Annotated in this window: 20 protein-coding genes; 10 read left to right on the forward strand and 10 right to left on the reverse strand. The window is 72.2% G+C overall.

The genetic code is table 11. The features are described from left to right. Positions 1–228: 228 nt before the first annotated feature. Positions 229–1,191, forward strand: coding sequence for a tryptophan--tRNA ligase (trpS, locus tag ACQEUU_RS11670; RefSeq protein WP_433064116.1), 963 nt, complete (start codon positions 229–231; stop codon positions 1,189–1,191). Positions 1,192–1,198: 7 nt separating this feature from the next. Here the strand turns inward: trpS and ACQEUU_RS11675 are convergent, their stop codons facing one another. The 4 genes from ACQEUU_RS11675 to ACQEUU_RS11690 form a co-directional block, all read right to left on the reverse strand. After that, positions 1,199–1,654: an N-acetyltransferase gene (locus ACQEUU_RS11675; protein WP_433064119.1), complete on the reverse strand. Its 456-nt coding sequence runs from the start codon at positions 1,652–1,654 to the stop codon at positions 1,199–1,201. Positions 1,655–1,713: 59 nt separating this feature from the next. Further along, a complete protein-coding gene (locus ACQEUU_RS11680; RefSeq protein WP_433064121.1) occupies positions 1,714–3,327 on the reverse strand; it encodes a PucR family transcriptional regulator in 1,614 nt (537 codons plus the stop codon). 65 nt (positions 3,328–3,392) lie between these two features. Next, positions 3,393–5,012: an AMP-binding protein gene (locus ACQEUU_RS11685; RefSeq protein ID WP_433064124.1), complete on the reverse strand. Its 1,620-nt coding sequence runs from the start codon at positions 5,010–5,012 to the stop codon at positions 3,393–3,395. 13 nt (positions 5,013–5,025) lie between these two features. After that, on the reverse strand, positions 5,026–5,727 hold the full coding sequence (locus ACQEUU_RS11690; protein ID WP_433064127.1) for a TetR/AcrR family transcriptional regulator: 702 nt from the start codon (positions 5,725–5,727) through the stop codon (positions 5,026–5,028). Positions 5,728–5,782: 55 nt separating this feature from the next. Here ACQEUU_RS11690 and ACQEUU_RS11695 point away from each other — a divergent pair, with 55 nt between their 5' ends. Beyond that, a complete protein-coding gene (locus tag ACQEUU_RS11695; protein WP_433064130.1) occupies positions 5,783–7,234 on the forward strand; it encodes an MFS transporter in 1,452 nt (483 codons plus the stop codon). Positions 7,235–7,301: 67 nt separating this feature from the next. Here the strand turns inward: ACQEUU_RS11695 and ACQEUU_RS11700 are convergent, their stop codons facing one another. After that, positions 7,302–7,571 (reverse strand): WGxxGxxG family protein, encoded by a 270-nt coding sequence (locus tag ACQEUU_RS11700; protein WP_433064132.1) that lies wholly within the window; start codon positions 7,569–7,571, stop codon positions 7,302–7,304. A gap of 240 nt (positions 7,572–7,811) precedes the next feature. Here ACQEUU_RS11700 and ACQEUU_RS11705 point away from each other — a divergent pair, with 240 nt between their 5' ends. From ACQEUU_RS11705 to ACQEUU_RS11715, 3 genes are read left to right on the forward strand one after another with little or no spacing between them, the layout of a single operon-like run. Then, positions 7,812–9,092: an aspartate aminotransferase family protein gene (locus ACQEUU_RS11705; protein WP_433064134.1), complete on the forward strand. Its 1,281-nt coding sequence runs from the start codon at positions 7,812–7,814 to the stop codon at positions 9,090–9,092. Then, positions 9,089–10,594: a CoA-acylating methylmalonate-semialdehyde dehydrogenase gene (locus ACQEUU_RS11710; protein ID WP_433064137.1), complete on the forward strand. Its 1,506-nt coding sequence runs from the start codon at positions 9,089–9,091 to the stop codon at positions 10,592–10,594. Before ACQEUU_RS11705 ends, ACQEUU_RS11710 begins: the two co-directional genes overlap by 4 nt. 59 nt (positions 10,595–10,653) lie before the next feature. After that, positions 10,654–11,802 (forward strand): extracellular solute-binding protein, encoded by a 1,149-nt coding sequence (locus tag ACQEUU_RS11715; RefSeq protein ID WP_433064140.1) that lies wholly within the window; start codon positions 10,654–10,656, stop codon positions 11,800–11,802. 178 nt (positions 11,803–11,980) lie between these two features. Here the strand turns inward: ACQEUU_RS11715 and ACQEUU_RS11720 are convergent, their stop codons facing one another. Both ACQEUU_RS11720 and gabT read right to left on the reverse strand, forming a co-directional pair. Further along, the gene (locus ACQEUU_RS11720) at positions 11,981–12,181 is read right to left on the reverse strand and encodes a hypothetical protein (RefSeq protein WP_433064142.1); all 201 of its coding nucleotides are present in this window, start codon (positions 12,179–12,181) and stop codon (positions 11,981–11,983) included. 206 nt (positions 12,182–12,387) lie between these two features. Further along, positions 12,388–13,716 (reverse strand): 4-aminobutyrate--2-oxoglutarate transaminase, encoded by a 1,329-nt coding sequence (gabT, locus tag ACQEUU_RS11725; RefSeq protein ID WP_433064145.1) that lies wholly within the window; start codon positions 13,714–13,716, stop codon positions 12,388–12,390. A 92-nt stretch (positions 13,717–13,808) separates the two neighbouring features. Between gabT and ACQEUU_RS11730 the strand changes: the two genes are divergently transcribed. Further along, positions 13,809–15,323: a PucR family transcriptional regulator gene (locus ACQEUU_RS11730; RefSeq protein ID WP_433064148.1), complete on the forward strand. Its 1,515-nt coding sequence runs from the start codon at positions 13,809–13,811 to the stop codon at positions 15,321–15,323. Here the strand turns inward: ACQEUU_RS11730 and ACQEUU_RS11735 are convergent. After that, on the reverse strand, positions 15,299–15,925 hold the full coding sequence (locus tag ACQEUU_RS11735) for a TetR/AcrR family transcriptional regulator (protein ID WP_433064151.1): 627 nt from the start codon (positions 15,923–15,925) through the stop codon (positions 15,299–15,301). The two genes, ACQEUU_RS11730 and ACQEUU_RS11735, sit on opposite strands and share 25 nt — an antisense overlap. Positions 15,926–16,155: 230 nt before the next feature. Between ACQEUU_RS11735 and ACQEUU_RS11740 the strand changes: the two genes are divergently transcribed. Next, the gene (locus tag ACQEUU_RS11740; RefSeq protein WP_433064153.1) at positions 16,156–17,583 is read left to right on the forward strand and encodes an aldehyde dehydrogenase family protein; all 1,428 of its coding nucleotides are present in this window, start codon (positions 16,156–16,158) and stop codon (positions 17,581–17,583) included. Positions 17,584–17,601: 18 nt separating this feature from the next. Here ACQEUU_RS11740 and ACQEUU_RS11745 read toward each other — a convergent pair whose 3' ends face one another. Further along, complete coding sequence (locus ACQEUU_RS11745; protein WP_433064156.1) at positions 17,602–18,762, reverse strand: trypsin-like serine peptidase; 1,161 nt, start codon at positions 18,760–18,762, stop codon at positions 17,602–17,604. A 113-nt stretch (positions 18,763–18,875) separates the two neighbouring features. Here ACQEUU_RS11745 and dxr point away from each other — a divergent pair, with 113 nt between their 5' ends. Together dxr and ispG are read left to right on the forward strand one after the other, a co-directional pair. Next, positions 18,876–20,066, forward strand: coding sequence for a 1-deoxy-D-xylulose-5-phosphate reductoisomerase (gene dxr, locus ACQEUU_RS11750; RefSeq protein ID WP_433064158.1), 1,191 nt, complete (start codon positions 18,876–18,878; stop codon positions 20,064–20,066). Positions 20,067–20,106: 40 nt separating this feature from the next. After that, on the forward strand, positions 20,107–21,273 hold the full coding sequence (ispG, locus tag ACQEUU_RS11755) for a flavodoxin-dependent (E)-4-hydroxy-3-methylbut-2-enyl-diphosphate synthase (RefSeq protein ID WP_433064161.1): 1,167 nt from the start codon (positions 20,107–20,109) through the stop codon (positions 21,271–21,273). Positions 21,274–21,299: 26 nt separating this feature from the next. Here ispG and ACQEUU_RS11760 read toward each other — a convergent pair whose 3' ends face one another. Beyond that, complete coding sequence (locus tag ACQEUU_RS11760; RefSeq protein ID WP_433064164.1) at positions 21,300–22,136, reverse strand: MarR family winged helix-turn-helix transcriptional regulator; 837 nt, start codon at positions 22,134–22,136, stop codon at positions 21,300–21,302. 122 nt (positions 22,137–22,258) lie between these two features. Here ACQEUU_RS11760 and ACQEUU_RS11765 point away from each other — a divergent pair, with 122 nt between their 5' ends. Further along, complete coding sequence (locus ACQEUU_RS11765; RefSeq protein ID WP_433064166.1) at positions 22,259–22,876, forward strand: hemerythrin domain-containing protein; 618 nt, start codon at positions 22,259–22,261, stop codon at positions 22,874–22,876. Positions 22,877–22,921 lie beyond the last annotated feature (45 nt).

Here is a 22,921-nt window from a genome sequence, read left to right on the forward strand (position 1 = left end):
GTGCTTCGGTCAGGAGAACACGGGAAACGCCCGCAGAGGTTACGAGATTGACATACGCCCCAACTGGTGAGTCGACCCTCGCCTAGAATGGACGGGTGAAGCGCATCGGCATGTGGTGGTGGCCGCCAGACGGCCGCTGACCTCGCATGCGACAGGGCCGTCCTCAGGGCGGCCCCGGGCGCGGGGATCCCTCCGGACGGCATCGACCGATTCTCCCGAGGAGAGACCATGGCACACACCGTGCTCACCGGAGACCGCCCCACCGGGCCGCTCCATATCGGCCACTACTTCGGCTCCCTGGCCAACCGTGTCCGGCTGCAGGACCGGTATCCGACCTATGTGCTGGTCGCCGACTACCAGGTGATCACCGACCGGGACCTGCCGGGCGAGATCCAGCGCAACATCACCGAGCTGCTGCTGGACTACCTCGCCGTGGGGCTCGACCCGGCCAAGGTCACGATCTTCCAGCACAGCGCGGTGCCCGAGCTCAACCAGTTGATGCTGCCGTTCCTGAGCCTGGTGACGGTGTCGGAGCTGAGCCGCAACCCCACCGTGAAGGACGAGATCGCGCACAGCAGCCAGAAGGCGGTCAGCGGGCTGATGTTCACCTATCCGGTGCACCAGGCGGCCGACATCCTGTTCTGCAAGGGCACGCTGGTGCCGGTGGGCAAGGACCAGCTGCCGCACCTGGAGGTGACCCGGACGATCGCGCGGCGCTTCAACGAGCGCTACGGCCGCGTCTTCCCCGTACCCGAGGCCATGCTCGGCGACCGGCCGCTGCTCCAGGGTCTGGACGGCGGCAAGATGAGCAAGAGCCGGGGCAACGCGATCACGCTGTCGGCCACCGAGGACGAGACGGCGGCGCTCATCCGCAAGGCGCGCACCGACTCCGAGCGCCTGATCACCTACGACGAGGAAAACCGCCCGCAGGTGGCCAACCTGCTGATGATCGCCTCCCTCTGTCTCGGCCGCCCGCCCGCGGAGCTCGCCGACGAGATCGGGTACGGGGGCGCGTCCGCCCTGAAGCGGCTGACCACGGACGCGGTCAACGACTTCCTGCGGCCGATCAGGAAGCGCAGGAAGGAGCACGACGAGGCCGAGGTGCGGGAGATCCTGGCGGAGGGCAACCGGCGGGCCCGCGAGCGGGCCGTGGTCACCCTCGACGAGGTGCGCGCGGCGATGGGCTTCTAGCGGGGTCTCAGCGCGGGTGGTAGCTGAGCGTCCTGAACGGCCAGTGCGCGGACAGCCAGGCTGTCACGGCTTGGTACAGGGGCACGTCGAGTTCGGCCCGGTCGGCCCGGACCCAGGAGGACACGTCGGCGTCGTGGGCGTCGCCCGTGGAGGGATAGATGTAGACGCATCCGATCACGTCGCCGTCCGTGTCCAGGACGGTGTAGGTGAAGCCGCGGCGCCCGGCGAAGTCGTCCGCGTGGCGCCGCAGGTCGGCGAGGTTGGCTTCCAGGGTCATGCCGTCCACGGGAGGCCATCGTCCGTCAGGGAAGCCCGGGGTCTCGCGGATGTGCTTGATGCTGCTGGTCCAGGCGGCGTGGTCGGCGGCGTTGTGCTGGGGGCCCAGGGGTTCGAGACGGAACCACGGGGTGGCCGGGGGTGCGGGGACGGCGAAGTCGTCGGGGACGAAGGGGCGGTCGTTCATGGGGCCGAGGCTATGAGGCCGGGCTGCTGGGGCGCATCCGGATTGACCGCGGGCCGGCGCTAACGGTCGCGCCGGAACGACTCCAGCGCCAGCAGCGCGACGTGCAGCGACAGGCAGGACTCGACGTCGTCGAGGTCGGTCTCGAGGATGCGCTCCAGGCGGCGCAGGCGGTCGTAGAAGGCGGGCCTCGACAGGTGGGCCTTCTGCGCCGCCACCGCCTTGTTGCGGCCCGCGTCGAGGTAGATGCGCAGGATGCGGGCCAGGTCGCCGCCCCGCTGGGCGTCGTGCGCGAGCAGCCCGCCCAGCTCGCGCTCGGCGAAGGTCTGCAGTCTGGCGTCGTCGCGCAGCAGGTGGAGCAGCCCGCGCAGGCGCAGGTCGGGCAGCCGGTAGAAAGGCCGGCCGTCCGGCTGGCGGACCGCCACGTCGGCGACCTGCTCCGCCTCCAGGAAGCTGCGCCGTACGTCGCGGATGGACTCCACCACCGAGCCGGCGGCGAGCACGAACGCGGTCCCGTGCTTCCACAGCTCGCGCAGGCGCTCGGAGAGCGCCGTGAGGGCGGGCTCGGCGTGCGCGCGCGGCGGGAGCGGCAGCAGGACGCCCACCCGGTCCTGGTCGAGCGCGCCCACCAGGGCCGGCAGCCGGGCGTCGCGGCAGGCCGCGGCGGTCGACTCGGCCAGCTCGCCCAGCTCGGCAGGCCCGTCGAGCGCCTGGTCGGTCACGTCGATCGGCCGGATCACCACGCTGACCAGCTTGCGGCCGGTGAGGGGGACGCCGACCGCGCGGGCGCGGGCCGCGGCCTCCTCGGGGTCGGAGTAGGCGTGGGTGAGGATGCCGGTGATGATCGTGCCGTGCGCCTGGCGCTCCAGCGACTCCTGGTGGCGCTCCAGCAGCCGCCCCAGCGCGAGCGTGGTGGCGGCGCGCTCGGCCAGGACCAGGTCGCGCGGCGACGGCCTGCGGTCGCACAGCAGGATCAGCCGCCCCCAGTCCTGCCCCCGCGCGCCGACGGTGGTGACCAGCCAGCCGGACGCGGAGTCGTACGCGGTGCGCTCGGCGGGGGAGACGGCGCGGGACCTGCTCTCCCAGCCGGCCAGCAGCGACCCCGCGTCGCGGCCTGCCGACTCGCAGGCCAGCACCTGGTGGGCGAGGTTCTCCAGCAGGACCGGGCGGCCCGACAGCCTGGCCACCTGAGCGAGCACCTCGGCGGGGGAGGCGCCCTCGACCGACAGCTCGGTGAACACCTCGTGGAGCTGCTCGGAGGCGCGCAGCTCCTCCAGCTGGATGTCGATGATGCGGGCGTGGACGGCCTCGGTGATCTGCACGAACGGGGTCTCGCGGGTGAGCACGATGACCGGCAGGCCGTGCTCCTCGGCGGACTTGACCACGGCGGCGGGCAGCTCGCGGACGAACCTGCGGCCCAGCTCGACGACCAGGCCGGAGGCCCCGACCGAGGACAGCGCGGCGATGTAGTCGGCCAGCTCGCCGGGGTCGTCGGGGAGCGCCACGCCGGTGGTGAGCACCAGCTCGCCGCCGCGCAGCAGCTGGGCGATGTCGGCGATCTCGCCGACGTGCACCCAGCGCACCTTCGTGTCGAGCCGGTCGGCGCCCGCCACCACGCGCGGGCTGCCGCGACGGACCGTCTCCAGGTCGAGGATGTCGGCGATGGTGGGCAGCACGCCGCCGAGCTTAGCCGATCAGCATGTAAGTCAGGACCGGCTTCACTTGACAGACTGGCAGGTGATCAGGAGAAGAGATCCTCTTCGCGGAACTCCCGCGCCGGGCTCTGTTCGCGCAGCTCCACGCGGCGGATCTTGCCCGAGATCGTCTTGGGCAGCTCGGCGAACTCCAGCCGGCGCACCCGCTTGAACGGGGCCAGCTCGCGGCGGCAGTGCTCGAAGATCGACCGGGCGGTCGCGTCGTCGGGCTCGGCGCCGGGCGCGAGCGTCACATACGCCTTGGGCACGGCCAGCCGCACCGGGTCGGGCGCGGGCACCACGGCCGCCTCCGCCACGGCCGGATGCTCCAGCAGCACGCTCTCCAGCTCGAACGGGGAGATGCGGTAGTCGGAGGCCTTGAACACGTCGTCGGTCCTGCCGACGTAGGTGATGTAGCCGTCGGCGTCGCGGGAGGCCATGTCGCCCGTGTGGTAGTACCCGTCACGCATCGCTTCACTAGATCCGGCGACATATCCGGACATGAGGCCGAGGGGGCGGTCCGCCAGCGGGATGCAGATCTCCCCGTCGTCTCCCGGCTCCCCCGTCTCCGGATCGAGCAGCGCGATCTCGTACCCCGGCAGCGGCCGTCCCATCGAGCCCGGCCTGACCGGCTCGCCGGGCACGTTGCCGATCTGCGCGGTCGTCTCCGTCTGCCCGTAGCCGTCCCTGATCGTGAGGCCCCACGCCTTGGCCACCTGGTCGATGATCTCCGGGTTGAGCGGCTCACCGGCGGCCACGGCGGCGCGCAGCGGCACCCGCCACGCCGACAGGTCCTCCTGGATGAGCATCCGCCAGACGGTCGGCGGCGCGCAGAAGGTGTCGACGTTCTCGTCGCGCAGCACCCGCAGCAGCTCGGGGGCGGAGAAGCGCTGGTAGTCGTGGACGAGCACGGTCGCCCCCGCGTTCCACGGCGCGAACACGTTGCTCCAGGCGTGCTTGGCCCAGCCGGGGGAGGACACGTTGAGGTGCACGTCGCCGGGCCGGACGCCGATCCAGTACATGGTCGAGAGGTGGCCGGCGGGATAGGAGGCGTGGGTGTGCTCGACCAGCTTGGGCTGGGAGGTGGTGCCGGAGGTGAAGTAGAGCAGCAGCGTGTCGCCCGCGTGCGTGGGCCCGTCGGGCGTGAACCGCTCGGGCGCCCTGGCGGAGGCGTGGTAGGGCAGCCAGCCGTACGCGTCGCCGACCGCGATCCTGGTGTACGGGCCGCCACCGAACTTGCCCGCGTCCTCGGCGTTGGCGATCACGTGGGACACCCCGCCGCGCTCGATCCGCTCGGCCACGTCCTTGCGGGTCAGCAGTGTGGTGGCCGGGATGACGACGGCGCCCAGCTTCATCGCGGCCAGCAGCGACTCCCACAGCTCGGGCTGGTTGCCGAGCATGAGCAGGATCCGGTCGCCGCGCCGCACGCCCTGCTCGTGCAGCCAGTTGGCGACCCGGCTGGAGCGCACGGAGAGCTCGGCGAAGGTGTACGAGACCCTGCCGGTGATCTTGAGGGCGATCCGGTCGGGGGTCTCGGCGGCCAGGACGCCGTCGAACCAGTCGAGCGCCCAGTTGAACTCGCCCAGCTCCGGCCAGCGGAACTCCCGGCGGGCGGTGGCGTAGTCGGCCTGGAGCAGGAGGTCGCGCGCGGCTCGGAAATCGCTCATGCTCCGGATCCTGCTACGTCGCCAGCCTCGCCTCAAGGCCATCGAGCACCGCCGCGAGTCCGAAGGTGAACATCATCTCGCGCGCCTGCGTCAGGTCGGCCGGCTCGCTCTCGCGCAGCCGTTCCAGCAGGTCGGGGTGGCCGGCGGCGGCCCGCTCGACCGCGGCGCGCATGCTCTCCTCGTCGAGAGGGCTCTCGGCCATCATCTCGTTGTAGGCCACCTGGGGGATCGTGGTGCCGAAGACGTAGGCGGTGAGCGTGGACGACGCGTAGTCGATGTCCAGCCCGCGGAACCCGGCCTTCTTGAAGGCGCGGGAGAGCCGGCCGGCGACCTCCAGCGCGTTGGGCCCGAGGGCGGGCGTGCGCCCGATGAGCCCGGCGGACCAGGGATGGCGCAGGATCACCTGGCGCATGCTGTGGGCGAAGGTGCCGGCCGTCTGGCGCCACCAGGTGTCCTCCGGCGGGGGGACCGTCATCTCGCCCCAGATCTCGTCGTAGACCAGCTCCAGCAGCTCGTGCTTGTTGGCCACGTACCAGTAGAGGCTGGTCGCGCCCGCGCCGAGTCTGGCGCCGAGCTTGCGCATGCTCAGCCCGTCGAGTCCTTCGGCGTCGAGCAGCTCCATCGCGGCGCGCACGATCTCCTCGCGGCTGCGGCCCGGGGTCCTGGACGGCCGGGGCTCGCGCATCCACACGGAGGAGAACTGCTTGCCGCTCATTCTTCTAGCTTAAAACCCCTCGCACACTGTACGAGGATGCTCGTACAGTGTGCGAGTGAACTCGAACGCTGTACGAGACCCGCGACGCTGGTGGGTGCTCGCCGTCCTCTGTCTCTCGCTGATGGTGCTGTCGGTGGACGGCACCATCCTCAACCTGGCCATCCCCTCCCTGATCGAGGAGCTCGGGGCCACCCCCTCCGACGTCCAGTGGATCCTGGACGTCTACGTGCTGGCGTTCGCCGGGCTGCTGCTGACGGCCGGGAGCCTGTCGGACCGGTACGGCCGCCGCCGGTTCCTCGTCATCGGCCTGGCCCTGTTCGGCGGGGCGTCGGTGGCCGCCGTCCTCGCCGCCGAGCCGTGGCAGCTCATCGCCGCCCGCGCGCTCATGGGCGTCGGCGGGGCCATCCTGATGCCGTCGACGCTCTCCATCCTGATGACCGTCTTCGACGCCGAGGAGCGGCGCACCGCCATGGCCGTCTGGGGCGGGGTTGCCATGGTCAGCGTGATCATCGGCCCCACGCTCGGTGGCTTCCTGCTGCAGAGCTACTGGTGGGGCTCGGTCTTCCTGACGAACATCCCGATCGCGGCGCTGGCCATCGTGGCCGCCCTGGTCCTGATGCCCGAGACGCGCGGACCGGCCCGCAGGCTCGACCCGGTCGGCGTGGCGCTGTCGACCACCGGGCTGACGGCCGCCGTCTACGTCATCATCGAGCGCGAGCTCGACTGGGCCGTCATCGCGGTCTCGGTGGCCGCGCTGGCCGCCTTCGTGCTCTGGGAACGGCGGCGCGAGGAGCCGATGCTGCCGCTGTTCCTGTTCCGCGACCGCAACTTCAGCGGCGCGTCGATGTCCATCCTGCTGATGTCCTTCGGGGCCGGCGCCGTGATGTTCATGCTCACCCAGTACCTGCAGTTCGTGCTCGGATACGAGGAGGTGGTCGCCGGGCTGGCCATGCTGCCGTACGCGGTCGCGGCGGCCGTCTTCAACGGGATCGGCGCCGGGCTCGGCAAGAAGGTCGGCAACCGGGCGCTGGTGAGCGGCGGGCTGCTGGTCATGGCCGGGGGCTTCGCCGTCATGGCGAGCACCACCGGCTACCTGCCCCTGCTCGTCGCCCTGGTCGTCATGGGCGTGGGCGGCGGGCTGGCGGGACCGTCGGCGTACACCTCGCTGATGAACGCCATCCCGCTGGACCGGGCCGGCGTCGGCTCCGCAATGAACGACACCGTGCAGCAGGTCGGCCTGGCGCTGAGCATCGCCGTGCTGGGCAGCGTGCTGGCCGGGGTCTACACCGGGCAGATGCCCGCGTCCGCGCCGGAGGCGGCCAGGGAGTCCGTCGGGGTGGCGATCCGGTCGCCCGCCCTGGCGGACCAGGCGGGAGCCGCCTTCACCACGGCCATGCACGTCGGGTCGTGGGTCGGCGCCGCCTTCTGCGTCGCGGCGGCGGTGGTGGCCGCCGCCCTGCTGCGCCCCCAGGCGCCCGCCGCGGCCCCGGAGCCGGCGACCGTCTGACCCGTCCCGGACGGCGGGACCCCGCGCCGGACCGGCCGGCGCGGGGAGCCGTGGACTGCGCCTGACCTTACGGGCGCGGCGGGCGGTTGGTCATGTGCTCGGCGGTGCCGACGTGGTGCTCCTTCTGCTTGCGCATGCCGGCCAGGCCCAGCAGACCCAGCAGGCCGAGCAGACCCCACAGTCCCGCGTTGCCGCCGCCCTCGTCCTGCTGCGGCTGCGGCGACGGGTTGACCTGGCTCTGCGCGGCGGGGGCGGCGGGAGTGTCCGCCGTCGCGGCCGCGGCCGGGGCGAGCGTCAGAAAGAAGGCCAGCCCCAGGCCCGTGAGCGTCTTGCGCATTGGGTTCCCCCGATCCGGCGGTCTGCCGACCTCCGGAGACCGCCTGTTGCGTCTCCCGGCCTTTCCCGGGAGGCTTCCCCTGATGGGGCGGATCTTCGTCTTCCCTGCTAGACGTAGCCCTACCAAGGCAGTCTTGGCTGAAACCTCTTCCCCCGGCGGCCGACACCTTGTAAGAGGATCGGAACGTACGGCGACACCTTGCGGTTACGGGCATAGCGGTGCAGCGGCGATACTCAAGACATGTCCGAGCTTCTCGCGCGCCACAAGGCCGTCATCCCCAACTGGGTCGGCCTCTACTACAACGACCCCATCGAGATCGTCAGCGGCAAGGGCAACCGCGTCGTCGACGCCGACGGCAAGAGCTACCTCGACTTCTTCGCCGGCATCCTGACCAACATGATCGGATATGACGTCCCCGAGGTGCGCGAGGCCGTCGAGCGGCAGATCGCCACCGGCGTCGTCCACACCAGCACGGTCTACCTGCTGCGCGGTCAGATCGAGCTCGCCGAGAAGATCGCCCGGCTGTCCGGCATCCCTGACGCCAAGGTCTTCTTCACCAACTCGGGCACCGAGGCCAACGAGACCGCGCTGCTGCTCGCCACGTACGCGCGCAAGAGCGACCAGGTGCTCGCCATGCGGCAGAGCTACCACGGCCGCACCTTCGGCGCCGTCAGCGTCACCTCCAACCGGTCCTGGAAGAACAACTCGCTGTCCCCGCTCAACGTGCACTTCCTGCACGGCGCCGACCGGCAGCTCGCCCAGTTCAAGGGCATGTCCGACGCCGACTACATCGCGGCGTGCGTGGACGACCTGCGCCACGTGCTGTCGACCGCCGTCTCGAACGACGTGGCCGCGCTGATCGCCGAGCCGATCCAGGGCGTGGGCGGCTTCACCATGCCCCCGGACGGGCTGTTCGCCGCCTACAAGGAGGTGCTGGACGAGCAGGGCATCCTGTTCATCTCCGACGAGGTGCAGACCGGGTGGGGCCGCACCGGCAGCGCGTTCTTCGGCATCCAGAACCACGGCGTGACCCCCGACATGATGACCTTCGCCAAGGGCCTGGGCAACGGCTTCGCCGTCGGCGGCGTCGTCGCCCGCGGCGAGCTGCTCGACGCGCTGCACGCGGCCGGCGTCGCCACGTTCGGCGGCAACCCGGTCTCCATGGCCGCGGCGAACGCGACCCTCGACTACGTGCTCGACCACGACCTGCAGGCCAACGCCGCGCGGACCGGCAAGATCATCATCGATGGCCTGCGCGAGGCCGCGAAGCGGCTGCCGATCGTCAAGGACGTGCGCGGCAAGGGCCTGATGTTCGCCGTCGAGCTGGACACGCCCGCCCAGGCGTCGCGGTTCATGGAGGAGACCAAGAAGGCCGGGCTGCTGGCCGGCAAGGGCGGCCTGCGCGGCACCGCGATCCGCATGGCCCCGCCGCTCACCCTCTCGGTCGACGAGGCCACGGAGGGGCTCGGCATCATCGTCAACGCACTCGAAGTCATCAACGCAGAGGCAGCACAGCAGTGAAGTCAGTCAAGCACTGGATCGACGGAGCTCTCGTCGACGGCGACGGCCGCACGTCGGAGATCTTCAACCCCGCCACCGGCGAGGTCAGCGGCACCGTCGCGCTGGCCTCCGTCGCGGACGTGGACGCCGCCGTCGCCGCCGCCGCGCGGGCCTTCCCCGGCTGGCGCGACACCTCCCTGGTCAAGCGGGCGCAGGTGATGTTCGCCTTCCGCGAGCTGATGTACGCGCACCGCGACGAGCTGGCGGCGCTGATCTCCGCCGAGCACGGCAAGGTGCACGGCGACGCGCTCGGCGAGGTGGCCCGCGGCCTGGAGGTCGTGGAGTTCGCCTGCGGCATCCCGCACCTGCTCAAGGGCGGCTTCTCCGAGGGCGTCTCGACCCGGGTCGACTCGTACTCGATCCGCCAGCCGCTCGGGGTCGTGGCCGGCATCACGCCGTTCAACTTCCCGGCCATGGTGCCGATGTGGATGTACCCGATCGCGATCGCGTGCGGCAACACCTTCATACTCAAGCCGTCGGAGAAGGACCCGTCGGCGTCGCTGCTGATGGCGCGGCTCTGGCAGGAGGCCGGGCTGCCCGACGGCGTGTTCAACGTGGTGCAGGGCGACAAGGTCGCCGTGGACCGGCTGCTGGAGCACCCCGACGTGCGCGGCGTCTCCTTCGTCGGCTCCACCCCGATCGCCCGGTACGTCTACGAGACCGGAACCGCTCACGGCAAGCGCGTGCAGGCACTCGGCGGCGCCAAGAACCACATGCTCGTGCTTCCCGACGCCGACCTCGACCTGGTGGCCGACTCGGCCGTCTCGGCGGGCTTCGGCTCGGCCGGCGAGCGCTGCATGGCCATCTCGGTCGTGCTGGCCGTCGACCCGGTCGGCGACGAGCTGGTGGAGAAGATCGTCGAGCGGGTGGCGCGGCTCACCGTCGGCCCCGGCGACGACCCCGCGTCGGAGATGGGCCCGCTGGTGTCCGGGCCGCACCGCGACAAGGTCGCCTCCTACCTCGACCTGGCCGTCGAGGAAGGCGCCAAGGTCGTCGTGGACGGCCGCGAGACCGCCGTCAAGGGCGGCGGCAAGGCGTCCGAGACGCCCGGCTTCTGGCTCGGCCCGACCGTGATCGACCACGTGGCCCCGGGCACGCGGGTGCACACCGAGGAGATCTTCGGTCCCGTCCTGTCGATCGTCCGCGTCTCCTCGTACGAGGAAGGGCTGGAGATCATCAACGGCGGCGAGTACGGCAACGGGACGGCCGTCTTCACCAACGACGGCGGCGCCGCCCGGCGCTTCCAGAACGAGGTGGAGGTCGGCATGATCGGCATCAACGTGCCGATCCCGGTGCCGATGGCGTTCTACAGCTTCGGCGGCTGGAAGGCCTCGCTCTTCGGCGACACGCACGTGCACGGCACCGAGGGCGTCCACTTCTACACCCGCGGCAAGGTCGTCACCTCGCGCTGGCTGGACCCGTCGCACGGCGGCGTGAACCTCGGGTTCCCCACCAACAAGTAGCCGCGCGCCGAGGGGCGGGCGGCGGCGATCACCGCCCGCCCCCCGGTAAGCTCCGAGGCGTGATCCGCAACCGTCTGCCCGCGCTGGCCCTCGCCCTGGCGGCGCTGGGAGGCACGGGCGCGGCCCAGTCCGTGGGGCCCGCAAGCGGTCCCACCCCCGGTTCCACGCCCGGCCTCGAGGCCACGCCGAGTCCCGCGCCGAGCGAGAGCCCCACGCAGAGCGACGGCACGCTGCAGATCCTCGCCTACCGCGGTTACGCCGAGTACGGCGGCATCAGCCCGCAGGCCAACTGGACCGGCACGTTCGAGAAGGACACCGGCTGCCGGCTGGCCCGCATCGACACCGTGCAGACCCCCGAGGAGATGTCCGCCAAGCTGGCCGGGCACGCCTACGACCTCGTCTCCGCCGGGCCGGTGCTGGCCGCCGAGCTGATCGAGGCGCGCAAGGTCCAGGCCGTCGACGCCGACCGGGTCGACGACTACGACGACATCCCCGAGCGGCTGCGCGACCTGGTCTCCGACGGCGACACCGTCTACGGGGTGCCGTTCCTGTGGGGCTATCACGAGTTCCTCTACGACACGAGCAGGGTCAAGGGCCGCGACCTGGCCGACGTGTTCGGCTCCGACCGGGTGATGCTGCGCGACAGCCCGCTCACGCTCGCGGACGTCGCGCTGGCGGGCGGCGCGGACGACCCGTTCGAGCTCGACGCCGGGCGGCTGGGCGAGGCGGCCGAGCGGCTGGAGGCGACGCCGGGCCGCACCTTCTGGACCAACCAGCTCGACCTGGTCAAGGGCTTCGCCAACGGCTCCGTCGACTACGGCCAGGCCACCCCTCACCTGCGCGAGCTGCTGGTGAGAGCCCGCCAGCCGGTCAAGGCGGTCGCGGCGCCCCGGGTGACCGGCTGGGTCGACTCCTGGATGCTCGGGGCCGGCGTGACCGCCACCGACTGCGCCTACCGCTGGCTCAACCGGATGACCGGGACCGACGCGCAGCGTGACGCCGCCGCCTGGAACGGCCTGGCGCCCGCGAATACCAAGGCGTGCAAAGGCCGCGCCAGGAGCGTCTGCGAGGCGTACGGTGCAACCAGGAGCAACCGCCTGGACCGCGTGGTGTTCGCCACGCGGCCGCCGGGTGACTGCCGGCCGCCCAAGGGGGAGTGCGCCGACTACGCCGCCTGGTCGCAGCGGTGGCGGGAGCTCGTCGATTAGCGGGGCCGGTTCGTGCCGCCCCGCGCCACCGTGTCGCGGGCGCGCCCATCCCCCGCTGGGTGCGACCTGCTGAGACGCCCCGGGCCTTCCCCCCGTCCCGGGGCGTCTCGCTGCCCGCGTGCCGCATCGGCCTCAGCGGTTCGGGTCGGCGGGTCGGGTCGGGCTCAGCGGGTCAGGCTCAGCGGGTCGGAAAGGCCACCACCGTGGCTGGCGGGGCGGGCGACAGCGCGGCGGCGCAGTCGGCGCACGCCATCGCCACCATGTCGTCGGGGAAGCGGCCGACGCGCACCCGCGGGCGCGGCCACCTCTTGTAGCAGACCACGCAGGCGTCGCCGTCACGCTGGGCGGTGGTCATGCCCTCAGGGTCGAACGTCAGCATCTCCGGTGCCGTTCTGGTGGGACCCCAGTTCATCACGTTCCCCCGCAGCGGTCGCCCGTCGTCGTTCGGATCCGTTATAACCCTGGCGGGATCCGTGATCGTCTAGTGGCGCGTCAAGTAAGGGTGAATTTTCTACCCAAGGCACACGATTTACACCACAAAATCGGGCATCCAGCGACAAGCCGGATGCCCGATTTATGGTCGTATCAGAGGGCAGCGATGGCCTTTTCGAGGATGCCCAGGCCCTCGTCCAGCAGATGCTCGGGGATGACCAGCGGCGGCAGGAACCGCAGCACGTTGCCGTACGTCCCCGCGGTCAGCACCAGCAGCCCCTCGGCGTGGCAGCGCTTGACGACCTCCTGGACCGCCGTCGGGTTCGGCTCCTTGGTGCCGGGCACCACGAGCTCGATCGCGATCATGGCGCCGCGCCCGCGCACGTCGCCGATCACCCCGAACCGCTCCTTCATGGCCCGCAGCCGGGGCAGCATGATCTCGCCGATCCTGCGGGCCCTGCCGACCAGGTCCTCCTCGGCGATCGTCTCCAGCACGCCCAGCGCCGCCTCGCACGCCAGCGGGTTGCCGCCGTACGTGCCGCCGAGCCCGCCGACGTGCACCTTGTCCATCAGCTCCGCCCGGCCCGTCACCGCGGCCAGCGGCAGGCCGCCCGCGATGCCCTTGGCGGTGACGATGATGTCGGGCACGACGCCCTCGTCCTCGCAGGCGAACAGGTTCCCCGTGCGGGCGAAGCCGGTCTGCACCTCGTCGGCCACGAACACGATGCCGTTGTCCCGGCAGAACTCCGCGATCCGCAGCAGGAACCCCTTGGCCGGCTCGATGAAGCCGCCCTCCCCGGCGATCGGCTCGATCACCACGGCCGCCACGTTCTCCGCGCCGACCTGCTTGCTGATCATGTCGATGGCCTCGGCGGCCGCCTCCTCCGCGCAGTTCTCCGGACCCGTCGGCCAGCGGAACGGATAGGCCAGCGGCACCCGGTACACCTCCGGCGCGAACGGGCCGAACCGGTGCTTGTACGGCATGTTCTTCGCCGTGAGCGTCATCGTCAGCAGCGTGCGCCCGTGGTAGCCGTGGTCGAACACGACGACCGCCTGGCGGCCGGTGGCGTGCCGGGCGACCTTGACCGCGTTCTCCACCGCCTCGGCGCCGCTGTTCACGAGGAACGTGCGCTTGTCGTGGTCACCGGGGGTGAGCTCGTTCAGCTTCTCGCAGACGGCCACGTACGACTCGTACGGGGTGACCATGAAACACGTGTGGGTGAAGTCGGCGACCTGCTTGCTGACCCGCTCCACCACCTTCGGCGCGGCGTTGCCGACGTTCGTCACGGCGATGCCGGAGCCGAAGTCGATCAGCGAGTTCCCGTCGGCGTCCTGCACCACGCCGCCTCCCGCGCGGGTGACGAAGACCGGAAGGGTCGTGCCGATGCCGGACGGGACGGCGGCCTGCTTGCGGGCCAGCAGTTCCTGCGACTTCGGGCCGGGGATCGCGGTGACGACGCGCCGCTCCTGGGGAATGCTCATGCCTCCGACGGTACGGCGGCCGTCGACCAGTCCCGATATGTCGATATGTCACACTGAGGGTGCTTCTCTTCGCCGGAATGGACAAAACTCAGATGGCACCATCGCTGCAGGTCGTGGCGCGACGGACGGGCCTGCGCCTGCTGGCCGGCTCGCTCGACCGCGACGTGCGCTGGGTGGCCGTCAGCGAGCTGGAGGATCCGACGCCGTTCCTGGAGGGCGGCGAGCTGGTGCTGACCACCGGGATGCGGCTGGCCCACGACTTCCCCGCCTACGTCGGGCGGCTGGTGGCGCGCGGCGTCGCCGGGCTCGGCGTGGCGGTCGGGCTCACGCACGAGGAGGTGCCGCCCGCCCTGCTTGAGGCGGCGCGCGCCGCCGGGCTGCCGCTGCTGGAGGTGCCCAGGGAGACGCCGTTCATCGCGGTCACCAAGGCGGTCAGCGACCTGCTGGCGGCCGAGCAGTACGAGGAGGTCACCCGGGCGTTCGCCGCCCAGGGCCGGCTGACCCGCGCGGCCCTCCATCCTGACGGCGCCCACGCGGTCATCGACCGGCTGGCCAGGGAGCTGGGCGGATGGGCTGCGCTCTTCGACGACGCCGGCGAGGTGCTGCACGCCACCCGGGGCGCCAGGACGCGGATGGTGGCGGCCGAGATCAGGCGGCTGCGCGGCCGGGCGTCGGCGGCGGGCCGGCCCGAGACCGGGGCGGAGCGCGCGCCCGCCACGCTGGCTCTGGCGGAGCCAGGGGAGAACGTCGTGGTGCAGCCGGTGGGCGGCGGGCCCCGCCCCAGGGGCTTCTTCGCCGTCGGGACCGTGCGGGCCTTCACCCCGGTCTCGCACACCGTCGTCAACGCCGCGGGTTCGCTGCTCACACTGGCCTTCGAGCAGGGGAGCGCCCAGCTCGAAGGCGAGCGCCGGGTCCGCGGCGCGGTGCTGCGGCTGCTGCTGGCCGAACCGGGAGCCGCGGAGCAGGCGCGCGGCGTCCTCGGACCTCTGGGGCCCGGCCTGCCCGGCGAGCCCTTCGTCGTCATGGCGGCAGGCGAGGACTCCCTGGAGCAGCTGGAGCAGATCGCCTTCACCGCCCGCCACGCCCCCGCCGACGCCCCCGCCGACGCGCCGCCGTCCGGTGCGGGGACCGTCGTCGTGGCGCTCGTCGCGCAGGACGCGGTCGATCGGGCCGCCCAGGCGGTGAGCGGCGGCGCCGGGATCAGCGTGCCGTGCACGTATCGGGAGCTGCGGGCGGGGGTCGAGCAGGCGCGCCGGGCCTACGGGCGCGGCGGCGGTCGGGTGCTCAGGTTCGACGAGCTGGCCGGGCAGGGGCTGATGGCGCTGGTCGACCCGGACGCCGCGCGGGCCTTCGCCGCCGCGCTGCTGGCGCCGCTCGCCGCGTACGGGTCGCGGGCCGACCTGGTGGACTCGCTGCGGGCGTACCTGGAGAGCAACGGCCACTGGGACGCGGCCGCGCAGCGCCTGGGCGTGCACCGCCACACCCTGCGCTACCGGATGCGCCGCGTCGCCGACCTGCTCGGCCGCGATCTGGACGACCCGGGGGTGCGGGCCGAGCTCTGGTTCGCGCTGGAGGCGGCGGGTCAGTCCTTGCCGGCGGCGAAGTAGGCGGTCGTCGCCCGGGTGACGACCTCGTAGGTGGCCCCGTCGCGCAGGTGCCCCGCCCGTTCGAGGCTGATCGCCCCCTGCGCCGCAGCCCACAGCGCGTCGGCGACCTTGCGCGGCTGGGTGGGCTGGAGATGGCCGGCCGAGATGCAGTCGGAGATCACCCGGTCGAAGATGTTGAGCGCCGCCCTGGCGAGGGTGCGGGCGCGCTCGCTGGGCTCGAAACCGGGGATCGCCCGCTCGAACATGAGGCTGTAGTAACCCGGCTCGCTCAGGCACGCCTGGCGGTAGGCGGCGATGAGCCCCTGAAGGTGCTCCAGCGGGTCACGGCGCGGCGGCACCCGCTCCAGCAGGTGGCGGAACCGCTCGAAGCCCTCCAGGTAGAGCGCCTCCGCCAGGCCCTCCCGGTTGCCGAACATCGTGTAGATGACGGTCGTGGTGCACGCCGCCTCGGTGGCGATCCTGCGGATCGTCAGGCTTTCGGGCCCGTCGGTCACCAGGAGGTTGACCGCGACGTCGAGCAGGCGGGAACGGAGCTCGTCATGGCCGGCCCGCTCACCCTGCAGGTAGGCGCCCTGAAGCCCAAGCGGCGCCGAGGAGGTCATGGGCCCACGCCTTTCTGCCAAGGGGCCCGCCGCTATGGGAGACCCGCATCGATGACTTAGCCATGGCGGAGATCGTTCAAACCGCTTCGCATGCTAAACATCCTGAATTAGGCCTACTTCCGTTACATGGCGGGTATACCACCAGGTTGTACATGACGGCAGAGCCCTCCGGCGGTCTTGTGCACCCTGGCGTAAATCCCCGGCCCGGCGCTTGGCATAACGTCGGAGGCATGGACGTGCGTACCTTCTGGCTCGCAGGCCGCCCCGCCACCGGGGACGGCGAGCTCACCGTGACCAACCCCGACGACGGTCGCGAGGTCGGCAGGGTCTCCATGCCGACCGACGCCCAGGTGGAGGAGGCCGTCGCCGCCGCGCACGCGGTCGCCGCGAAGGCCGCGGCGCTGCCCCTCCACATCCGTGCGGAGGCGCTGGCCCACGTCTCGCGGAGGCTCGCCGAGAGGTCCGAGGAGATCGCCGAGCTGATCATGGCCGAGAACGGCAAGCCCATCTTCTGGGCGCGCGGCGAGGTCGGCCGCGCCGTCGCCACCTTCCGCTTCGCCGCGGAGGAGGCCCGCCGCTGGTCGGGCGAGGTGCAGCGGCTCGACACCGAGCCCGCGGCCGCCGGCCGGCTGGCCTACGTCTCCCGCGTCCCGTACGGGCCGGTGCTGGCGATCACGCCCTTCAACTTCCCGCTCAACCTGGTCGCGCACAAGGTCGCCCCCGCCATCGCCGTCGGCGCCCCGGTCCTGGTCAAGCCGGCCCCGGCCACGCCGCTGTCGTCCCTCGTGCTGGGCGACATCCTGGCCGAGACCGAGCTGCCCGCAGGCATGTTCTCGGTGCTGCCGGTCGCCAACGAGCGCGCCTCCGCGCTGGTGCGGGACCCGAGGCTGCCCGTCGTGTCGTTCACCGGCTCGGCCCCCGTCGGCTACGCCATCGCCGACCAGGTGCCGCGCAAGCACGTCACCCTGGAACTGGGCGGCAACGCCGCCGCCGTCGTGCTGGCCGACGCCGACCTCGACTGGGCGGCCCGGCGCGTCGCGCTCTTCTCCAACTACCAGGCCGGCCAGAGCTGCATCGCCGTCCAGCGGGTGATCGTCGAGCGGCCGGTGTACGACGACTTCGTGGCCCGCCTGCTCCCGGCCGTCGCCGCGCTCGTCGTCGGTGACCCGGCCGACGAGAAGACGCAGGTGGGGCCGATGGTCTCGGAGGAGGCGGCGGAGCGGGTCGAGCAGTGGGTGCGCGAGGCCGTCGAGGGCGGCGCCCGCGTGCTGGCCGGCGGCACCCGCGACGGCGCCACGTTCGCGCCCACGGTGCTCGCCGACGTCCCCGCCGACGCCAAGGTCTGCCGCGAGGAGATCTTCGGCCCGGTCATGGTGCTGCAGCGGGCCGCCTCGGTGGACGAGGCGTTCGCCATGGTCAACGACTCGGCGTACGGCCTCCAGGCCGGGGTGTTCACCCGGTCGCTGGACATCGCGTTCCGGGCCAACCGGGAGCTGGAGGTCGGCGGTGTGATCATCGGCGACGTGCCGTCCTACCGGGCCGACCAGATGCCGTACGGCGGGGTGAAGGATTCCGGCATCGGGCGTGAGGGCCTGCGCCCGGCCATGGAGGATCTCACGTACGAGAAGGTCATGGTGCTCACGGGCCTCGACCTCTGAGGAGCGGGCGCCCGGCGGCTAGGCGCGCTCAGCCGTCAGGTAGAGCTTCCTGGCCGCCTCGCCCAGGAGCGGGCCGTACATGGTGCGGCGGTCGTCGCTGTACTTGAAGCTGCTCAGCGAGGTGATCGTGCCCCTGCCGGAGGCGGAGTCGAAGCGCGACAGCCACGGCCCGCCGCTGGAACCCGCCGTCATGTCACAGCCGAGCCCCTGGTCGTGGGTGTCGCCGTAGGGGTCGGCGCGCAGCGGGCCCGCGCAGTAGACCAGGTGGCGGCCGTCGTAGGGCGGGTCCGCGGGATAGCCGAAGCTGATCGCGTGACCGCCGCGCGGGCTGTTGAAGGCGATGTCCTGGGCGCCCACGACGTCGGCGACGTGCCGGCCGCGCGACGGGGCCAGCACCACCATGCCCACGTCGTAGCTGTCGTCGGCCCCCCGCGACCAGGGCCCGGTCACGAGCATCCGGCGTGCGGTCCACTGCCCGTACGGCTTCTCGCCGCCGTTGCGGTAGCCCGGCACGAACGTCCAGTTCTTGGCCCAGGCGCCGGTGCCGTCCTTGACGCAGTGGCCGGCGGTGATCACCAGGTCGCGGCTGCGCCCGCGCACGGTGCTGGTCGAGCAGACGAAGTCGACGCCGTTCATGGTGAGGAAGACCCGGCCGGTGGTCCTGGTCACCGCGCCCCCGACCGCCCACCGGGAGCCTGACGTGCTCGAGAGCGGGCGGGCCGACCGGTGGCGCGCCGCCGTCGCCCGCACGCCGCGCCGGGCCGGGACCACGGCGGCGTCGCCGCCGGAGACGGCAGGGAACAGGCCGGGACCGGACCGCGCGGGCAGGCCGCCCAGCAGGCCGCTCTCCTTGGCGACGAGACCCAGCAGGCCGATCGGCAGGGCCCTCTCCATGCGGTCGGGGGTCCAGTAGGAGAGCACGCGCGCGTGGTCGGCCGCGTCGCGGCCCGCCACGTGCTCGACGACCTCGGCGATCCCGCCGGGCGTCGTGGCTCCCGGAACCTCGCCGGCCGCGGGGACGCCCCGGGCGCCCGGCGGCTCCGGCAGGCGGGGCGCGGCCACGGCCCGCGGCGTGTCGGCGGTGCTCGCGTACTGCTCGGGGTTCGCTCCGACGAGGGCGGGGGCCAGCAGGCCGGCGACGAGGGGCGCGGCCGCGAGCAAGGGGATGCTCAGGGTCATGCCCACCGAGTGTGCACTACGACATGTGTCCTTGCGGCTACTTTCCGTGAATTCCTCGTGGCGCGCCGCGACGCCGTGCGCGGGCACGCGCGGCGGGGGGAGACAATGGACGGGTGCGTCCACCGACCCTCCGCTCCGTGACCGTGCTCGGTTCCACCGGCTCCATCGGCACCCAGGCCCTCGACGTGATCGCCGCCAACCCGGCGCGGTTCCGGGTCGCCGGGCTCGCCGCCGGGGGCGCGCGGGCCGACCTGCTCGCCCGCCAGGCGGCCGAGTTCCGGGCCGAGGTGGTGGCCGTGGCCGACCCCGCCGCCCTGCCCGCCCTGCGGGAGGCGCTGGCCGCGCACGGCGCGAGCCCCGAGGTGCTGGCCGGTCCCGACGGGGTCGCCGAGGTGGCGGGCCGGCCGTGCGACACCGTGCTCAACGGCATCACCGGCGCGCTCGGCCTGACCTCCACGCTGGTCGCCCTCGAAGCCGGGCACACCCTGGCGCTGGCCAACAAGGAGTCGCTGATCGTCGGCGGGCCGCTGGTCAAGCGGCTGGCCGGGCCGGGGCGGCTGGTGCCCGTCGACTCCGAGCACTCGGCGTTGCAGCAGTGCCTGTGGGCGTCCGGGCCGCGGGGCCACGACCCCGCCGCCGTCAGACGGCTGGTGGTGACCGCCAGCGGCGGCCCGTTCCGCGGCCGCACCCGTGCGGAGATGGCCGACGTGACGCCCGAGATGGCGCTGGCCCACCCGACCTGGTCCATGGGCCCGGTGATCACCATCAACTCGGCGACCCTGGTCAACAAGGGCCTGGAGGTGATCGAGGCCCACCTGCTGTTCGACATCGGCTTCGACCGCATCGAGGTCGTGGTCCACCCTCAGTCGATCATCCATTCGATGGTCGAGTACCTCGACGGCTCCACGATCGCCCAGGCGAGCCCGCCCGACATGCGGCTGCCCATCGCGCTGGCCCTCGGCCATCCCGAGCGCGTCGCCGCCGCCACCGCCCCCGTCGACTGGACCAGGGCCCACACCTGGACCTTCGAGCCGCTCGACGACGCCGCCTTCCCGGCGGTGGCGCTGGCCCGGCACGTCGGCTCGGCGGGCGGCACCGCCCCCGCCGTCTACAACGCGGCCAACGAGGTGTGCGTGGAGGCGTTCGTCAAGGGCGGACTGCCGTTCCTCGGCATCGTCGACACGGTCGCCAAGGTCGTGGAAGAACACCAGGTCACCCCGGCAGACTCCGTCGAGGAGGTGCTCGCCGCCGACGCCTGGGCCCGCGCCCGTGCGTCCGAGCTCACAACCGGGCAGTCCCGCTAGCTTCCTAGACTGGAAGCGTCGTCGACACGCAAGGGTTGAAATGTCTTCTGTAGCACTGGGCATCCCGACGGTCCGCCCCAAGCCGCTCGCCGAACGCCGGCACTCCCGTCAGATCATGGTCGGCGACGTGCCCGTGGGCGGTGACGCGCCCGTCTCCGTGCAGTCGATGACCACCACGGTCACCGCCGACGTCAACGCGACCCTCCAGCAGATCGCCGAGCTCACCGCCTCCGGCTGCCAGATCGTCCGGGTGGCCGTGCCGTCCCAGGACGACGCCGAGGCGCTGCCGATCATCGCGAAGAAGTCGCAGATCCCGGTCATCGCCGACATCCACTTCCAGCCGAAGTACGTCTTCGCCGCGATCGAGGCGGGCTGCGCGGCGGTGCGGGTCAACCCGGGCAACATCAAGAAGTTCGACGACAAGGTCGGCGAGATCGCCAAGGCCGCCGCCGACCACGGCGTGCCGATCCGCATCGGGGTCAACGCCGGGTCGCTCGACCCGCGGCTGCTGCAGAAGTACGGCAAGGCCACGCCCGAGGCGCTGGTCGAGTCGGCGCTGTGGGAGTGCTCGCTCTTCGAGGAGCACGGGTTCCGCGACATCAAGATCTCGGTCAAGCACAACGACCCGGTCGTCATGATCAACGCCTACCGGCTGCTGGCGGCCCGCTGCGACTACCCGCTCCACCTCGGTGTCACCGAGGCGGGCCCGGCCTTCCAGGGCACGATCAAGTCGGCGGTGGCGTTCGGCGCGCTGCTGGCCGAGGGGATCGGCGACACCATCAGGGTGTCGCTGTCGGCCCCTCCGGTGGAGGAGGTCAAGGTCGGCTCCGCCATCCTGGAGTCGCTCGGGCTGCGCGAGCGAGGGCTGGAGATCGTGTCCTGCCCGTCGTGCGGACGGGCCCAGGTCGACGTCTACACGCTGGCCGAGCAGGTGCAGGCCGGGCTCGAAGGGCTCAAGGTGCCGCTGCGGGTGGCCGTGATGGGCTGCGTCGTCAACGGGCCTGGCGAGGCGCGCGAGGCCGACCTCGGGGTGGCCTCCGGCAACGGCAAGGGCCAGATCTTCGTCAAGGGCGAGGTCATCAAGACGGTGCCGGAGTCGCAGATCGTCGAGACCCTCATCGAGGAGGCGCTCCGCCTCGCGGAGGAGATGGGCGTGGCGGTGGACCTCGACGACGACGCCTCCGGGCCCGAAGTCGTCGTCCGCTGATCCGTACGGGGTCAATCCCCCGGCGGTCAGGGGTCCGGGAGGAGCTTGGTGAGCAGGGTGCGGAGTTCGCGTTCGCCGTCGGCTCCCACGAGCGACAGGACCTGCGCCCGGAGGCTCTCGGCGGCCTCGCGGACGGGGGTGAGGCGCTCGCGGCCGAGCGGGGTCAGTTCGAGCGCGTAGCGGCGGCGGTCGGCGGGGTCCTGGCCGCGGGCCACCAGGCCGAGGTGGACCAGCTCGTCGACGATCTGCGCCGCCGCCGGCTCGGTGACGTGCATGCGGCGGGCGAGCTGCTGCTGGGAGCACGGCGCCAGGGCCTCCAGGGCGGCCATGCTGCCGAAGTGGCGGGTGCGCAGGCCGGTCCCCGCCAGCCGGGCGTCACCCATGCGGCGCACCCGGTAGTGCGCCTGCGCGACCAGGTAGGCGGTGGTCCGCAGCGGCTCGGGGTCGGGCAGCAGCAGGCTGAGCAGTTCGTTGAGCCGCTCGCGTTCGGCCGGGGTCAGTGACCCGGTGATCCGGGCGTCCCGTTCGGCGACCGCCTCGCGCATGGCGTCGCGGGCCGCGCGCCCCTTCCCGGTGATCGACAGTACGTAGGAGCGCCGGTTGGCGGGGTTGCGGGTGCGGGTGACGTACCCGTCCGCCTGGAGCCGGTCGATCAGCCGCACCATGATCGTCCGGTTGATGCCGAGCCGTTCGGCCAGCTCGTGCTGGGAGTCGGCGTCCTGGTCGGCGAGGGTGTCGAGGACCACGAAGTCGCGTGAGCGGGGATCGTCGGACATCGCCTCCGTGGTGAACCGGGCGTAGACCCGGCGCAGCAGAGACCCGAGGGACCCGCTCAGCGCTTGCGTGAGCGTCCTTTCCTGCATACGGCGCACCTCCGGCAACGCAGCCTATCCATCGAGGTGACAGTTACGCGGAGCAATAGTTGGCTTGTTGACGATTAAGCGGGCAGACGGTTAGGGTCCCTGACATAACCGAGGAGGAAGAGATGCCCTATCGGCTGGACATGTCGATGATGCTGGCCCTGCACGACGCGCTCCGGCGCGAGGTGGAGCGCGTCGCCCGCGTCGCCGCCAAGACAGGAGACGACCCGCGGCGGATCCTGGCCGCGGCCGCCGGGTGGGAGCTGTTCAAGAAGTTCCTGCGGGTGCACCACACGACCGAGGACGACGTGCTCTGGCCCGCCATGCGCGGCGCCGTGACCGCCGACGGCCTGGCGCTGCTCGACGCCATGGAGGACGAGCACGCCGCCATCGACCCGCTGCTGGACGCCGTCGACGCCGCGCTGGTCGACAGGGAGCACGGCGCCGGACGGCTCGCCGGCCTGGTCGACGCCCTGGCCACCGGCCTGGCCGGGCACCTGAGGCACGAGGAGTCCGACGGGCTGGCGCTCATCGACGCGACACTCCGCCAGGAGGAGTGGAGCCGCTTCGGCCAGGCCCATCGCGGCCGCATCGGCGACGACCTCACGACCTATCTGCCCTGGCTGCTCGACGGCAGGACGCCCAGGGTGGCGGCGGCCCTGCTCGGCAACCTGCCCCCCGCCATCCGGGAGGCGTACCGCGACGAGTGGCGCCCCGCCTACGACCGCCTCACCCTCTACTGAGCGGAACCCCCGCCCCGCACCAGGGACGCATCACGGGATGGCAAG

It is taken from the genome of Nonomuraea sp. CA-218870, assembly GCF_050936535.1.
Lineage (GTDB): Bacteria > Actinomycetota > Actinomycetes > Streptosporangiales > Streptosporangiaceae > Nonomuraea > Nonomuraea corallina.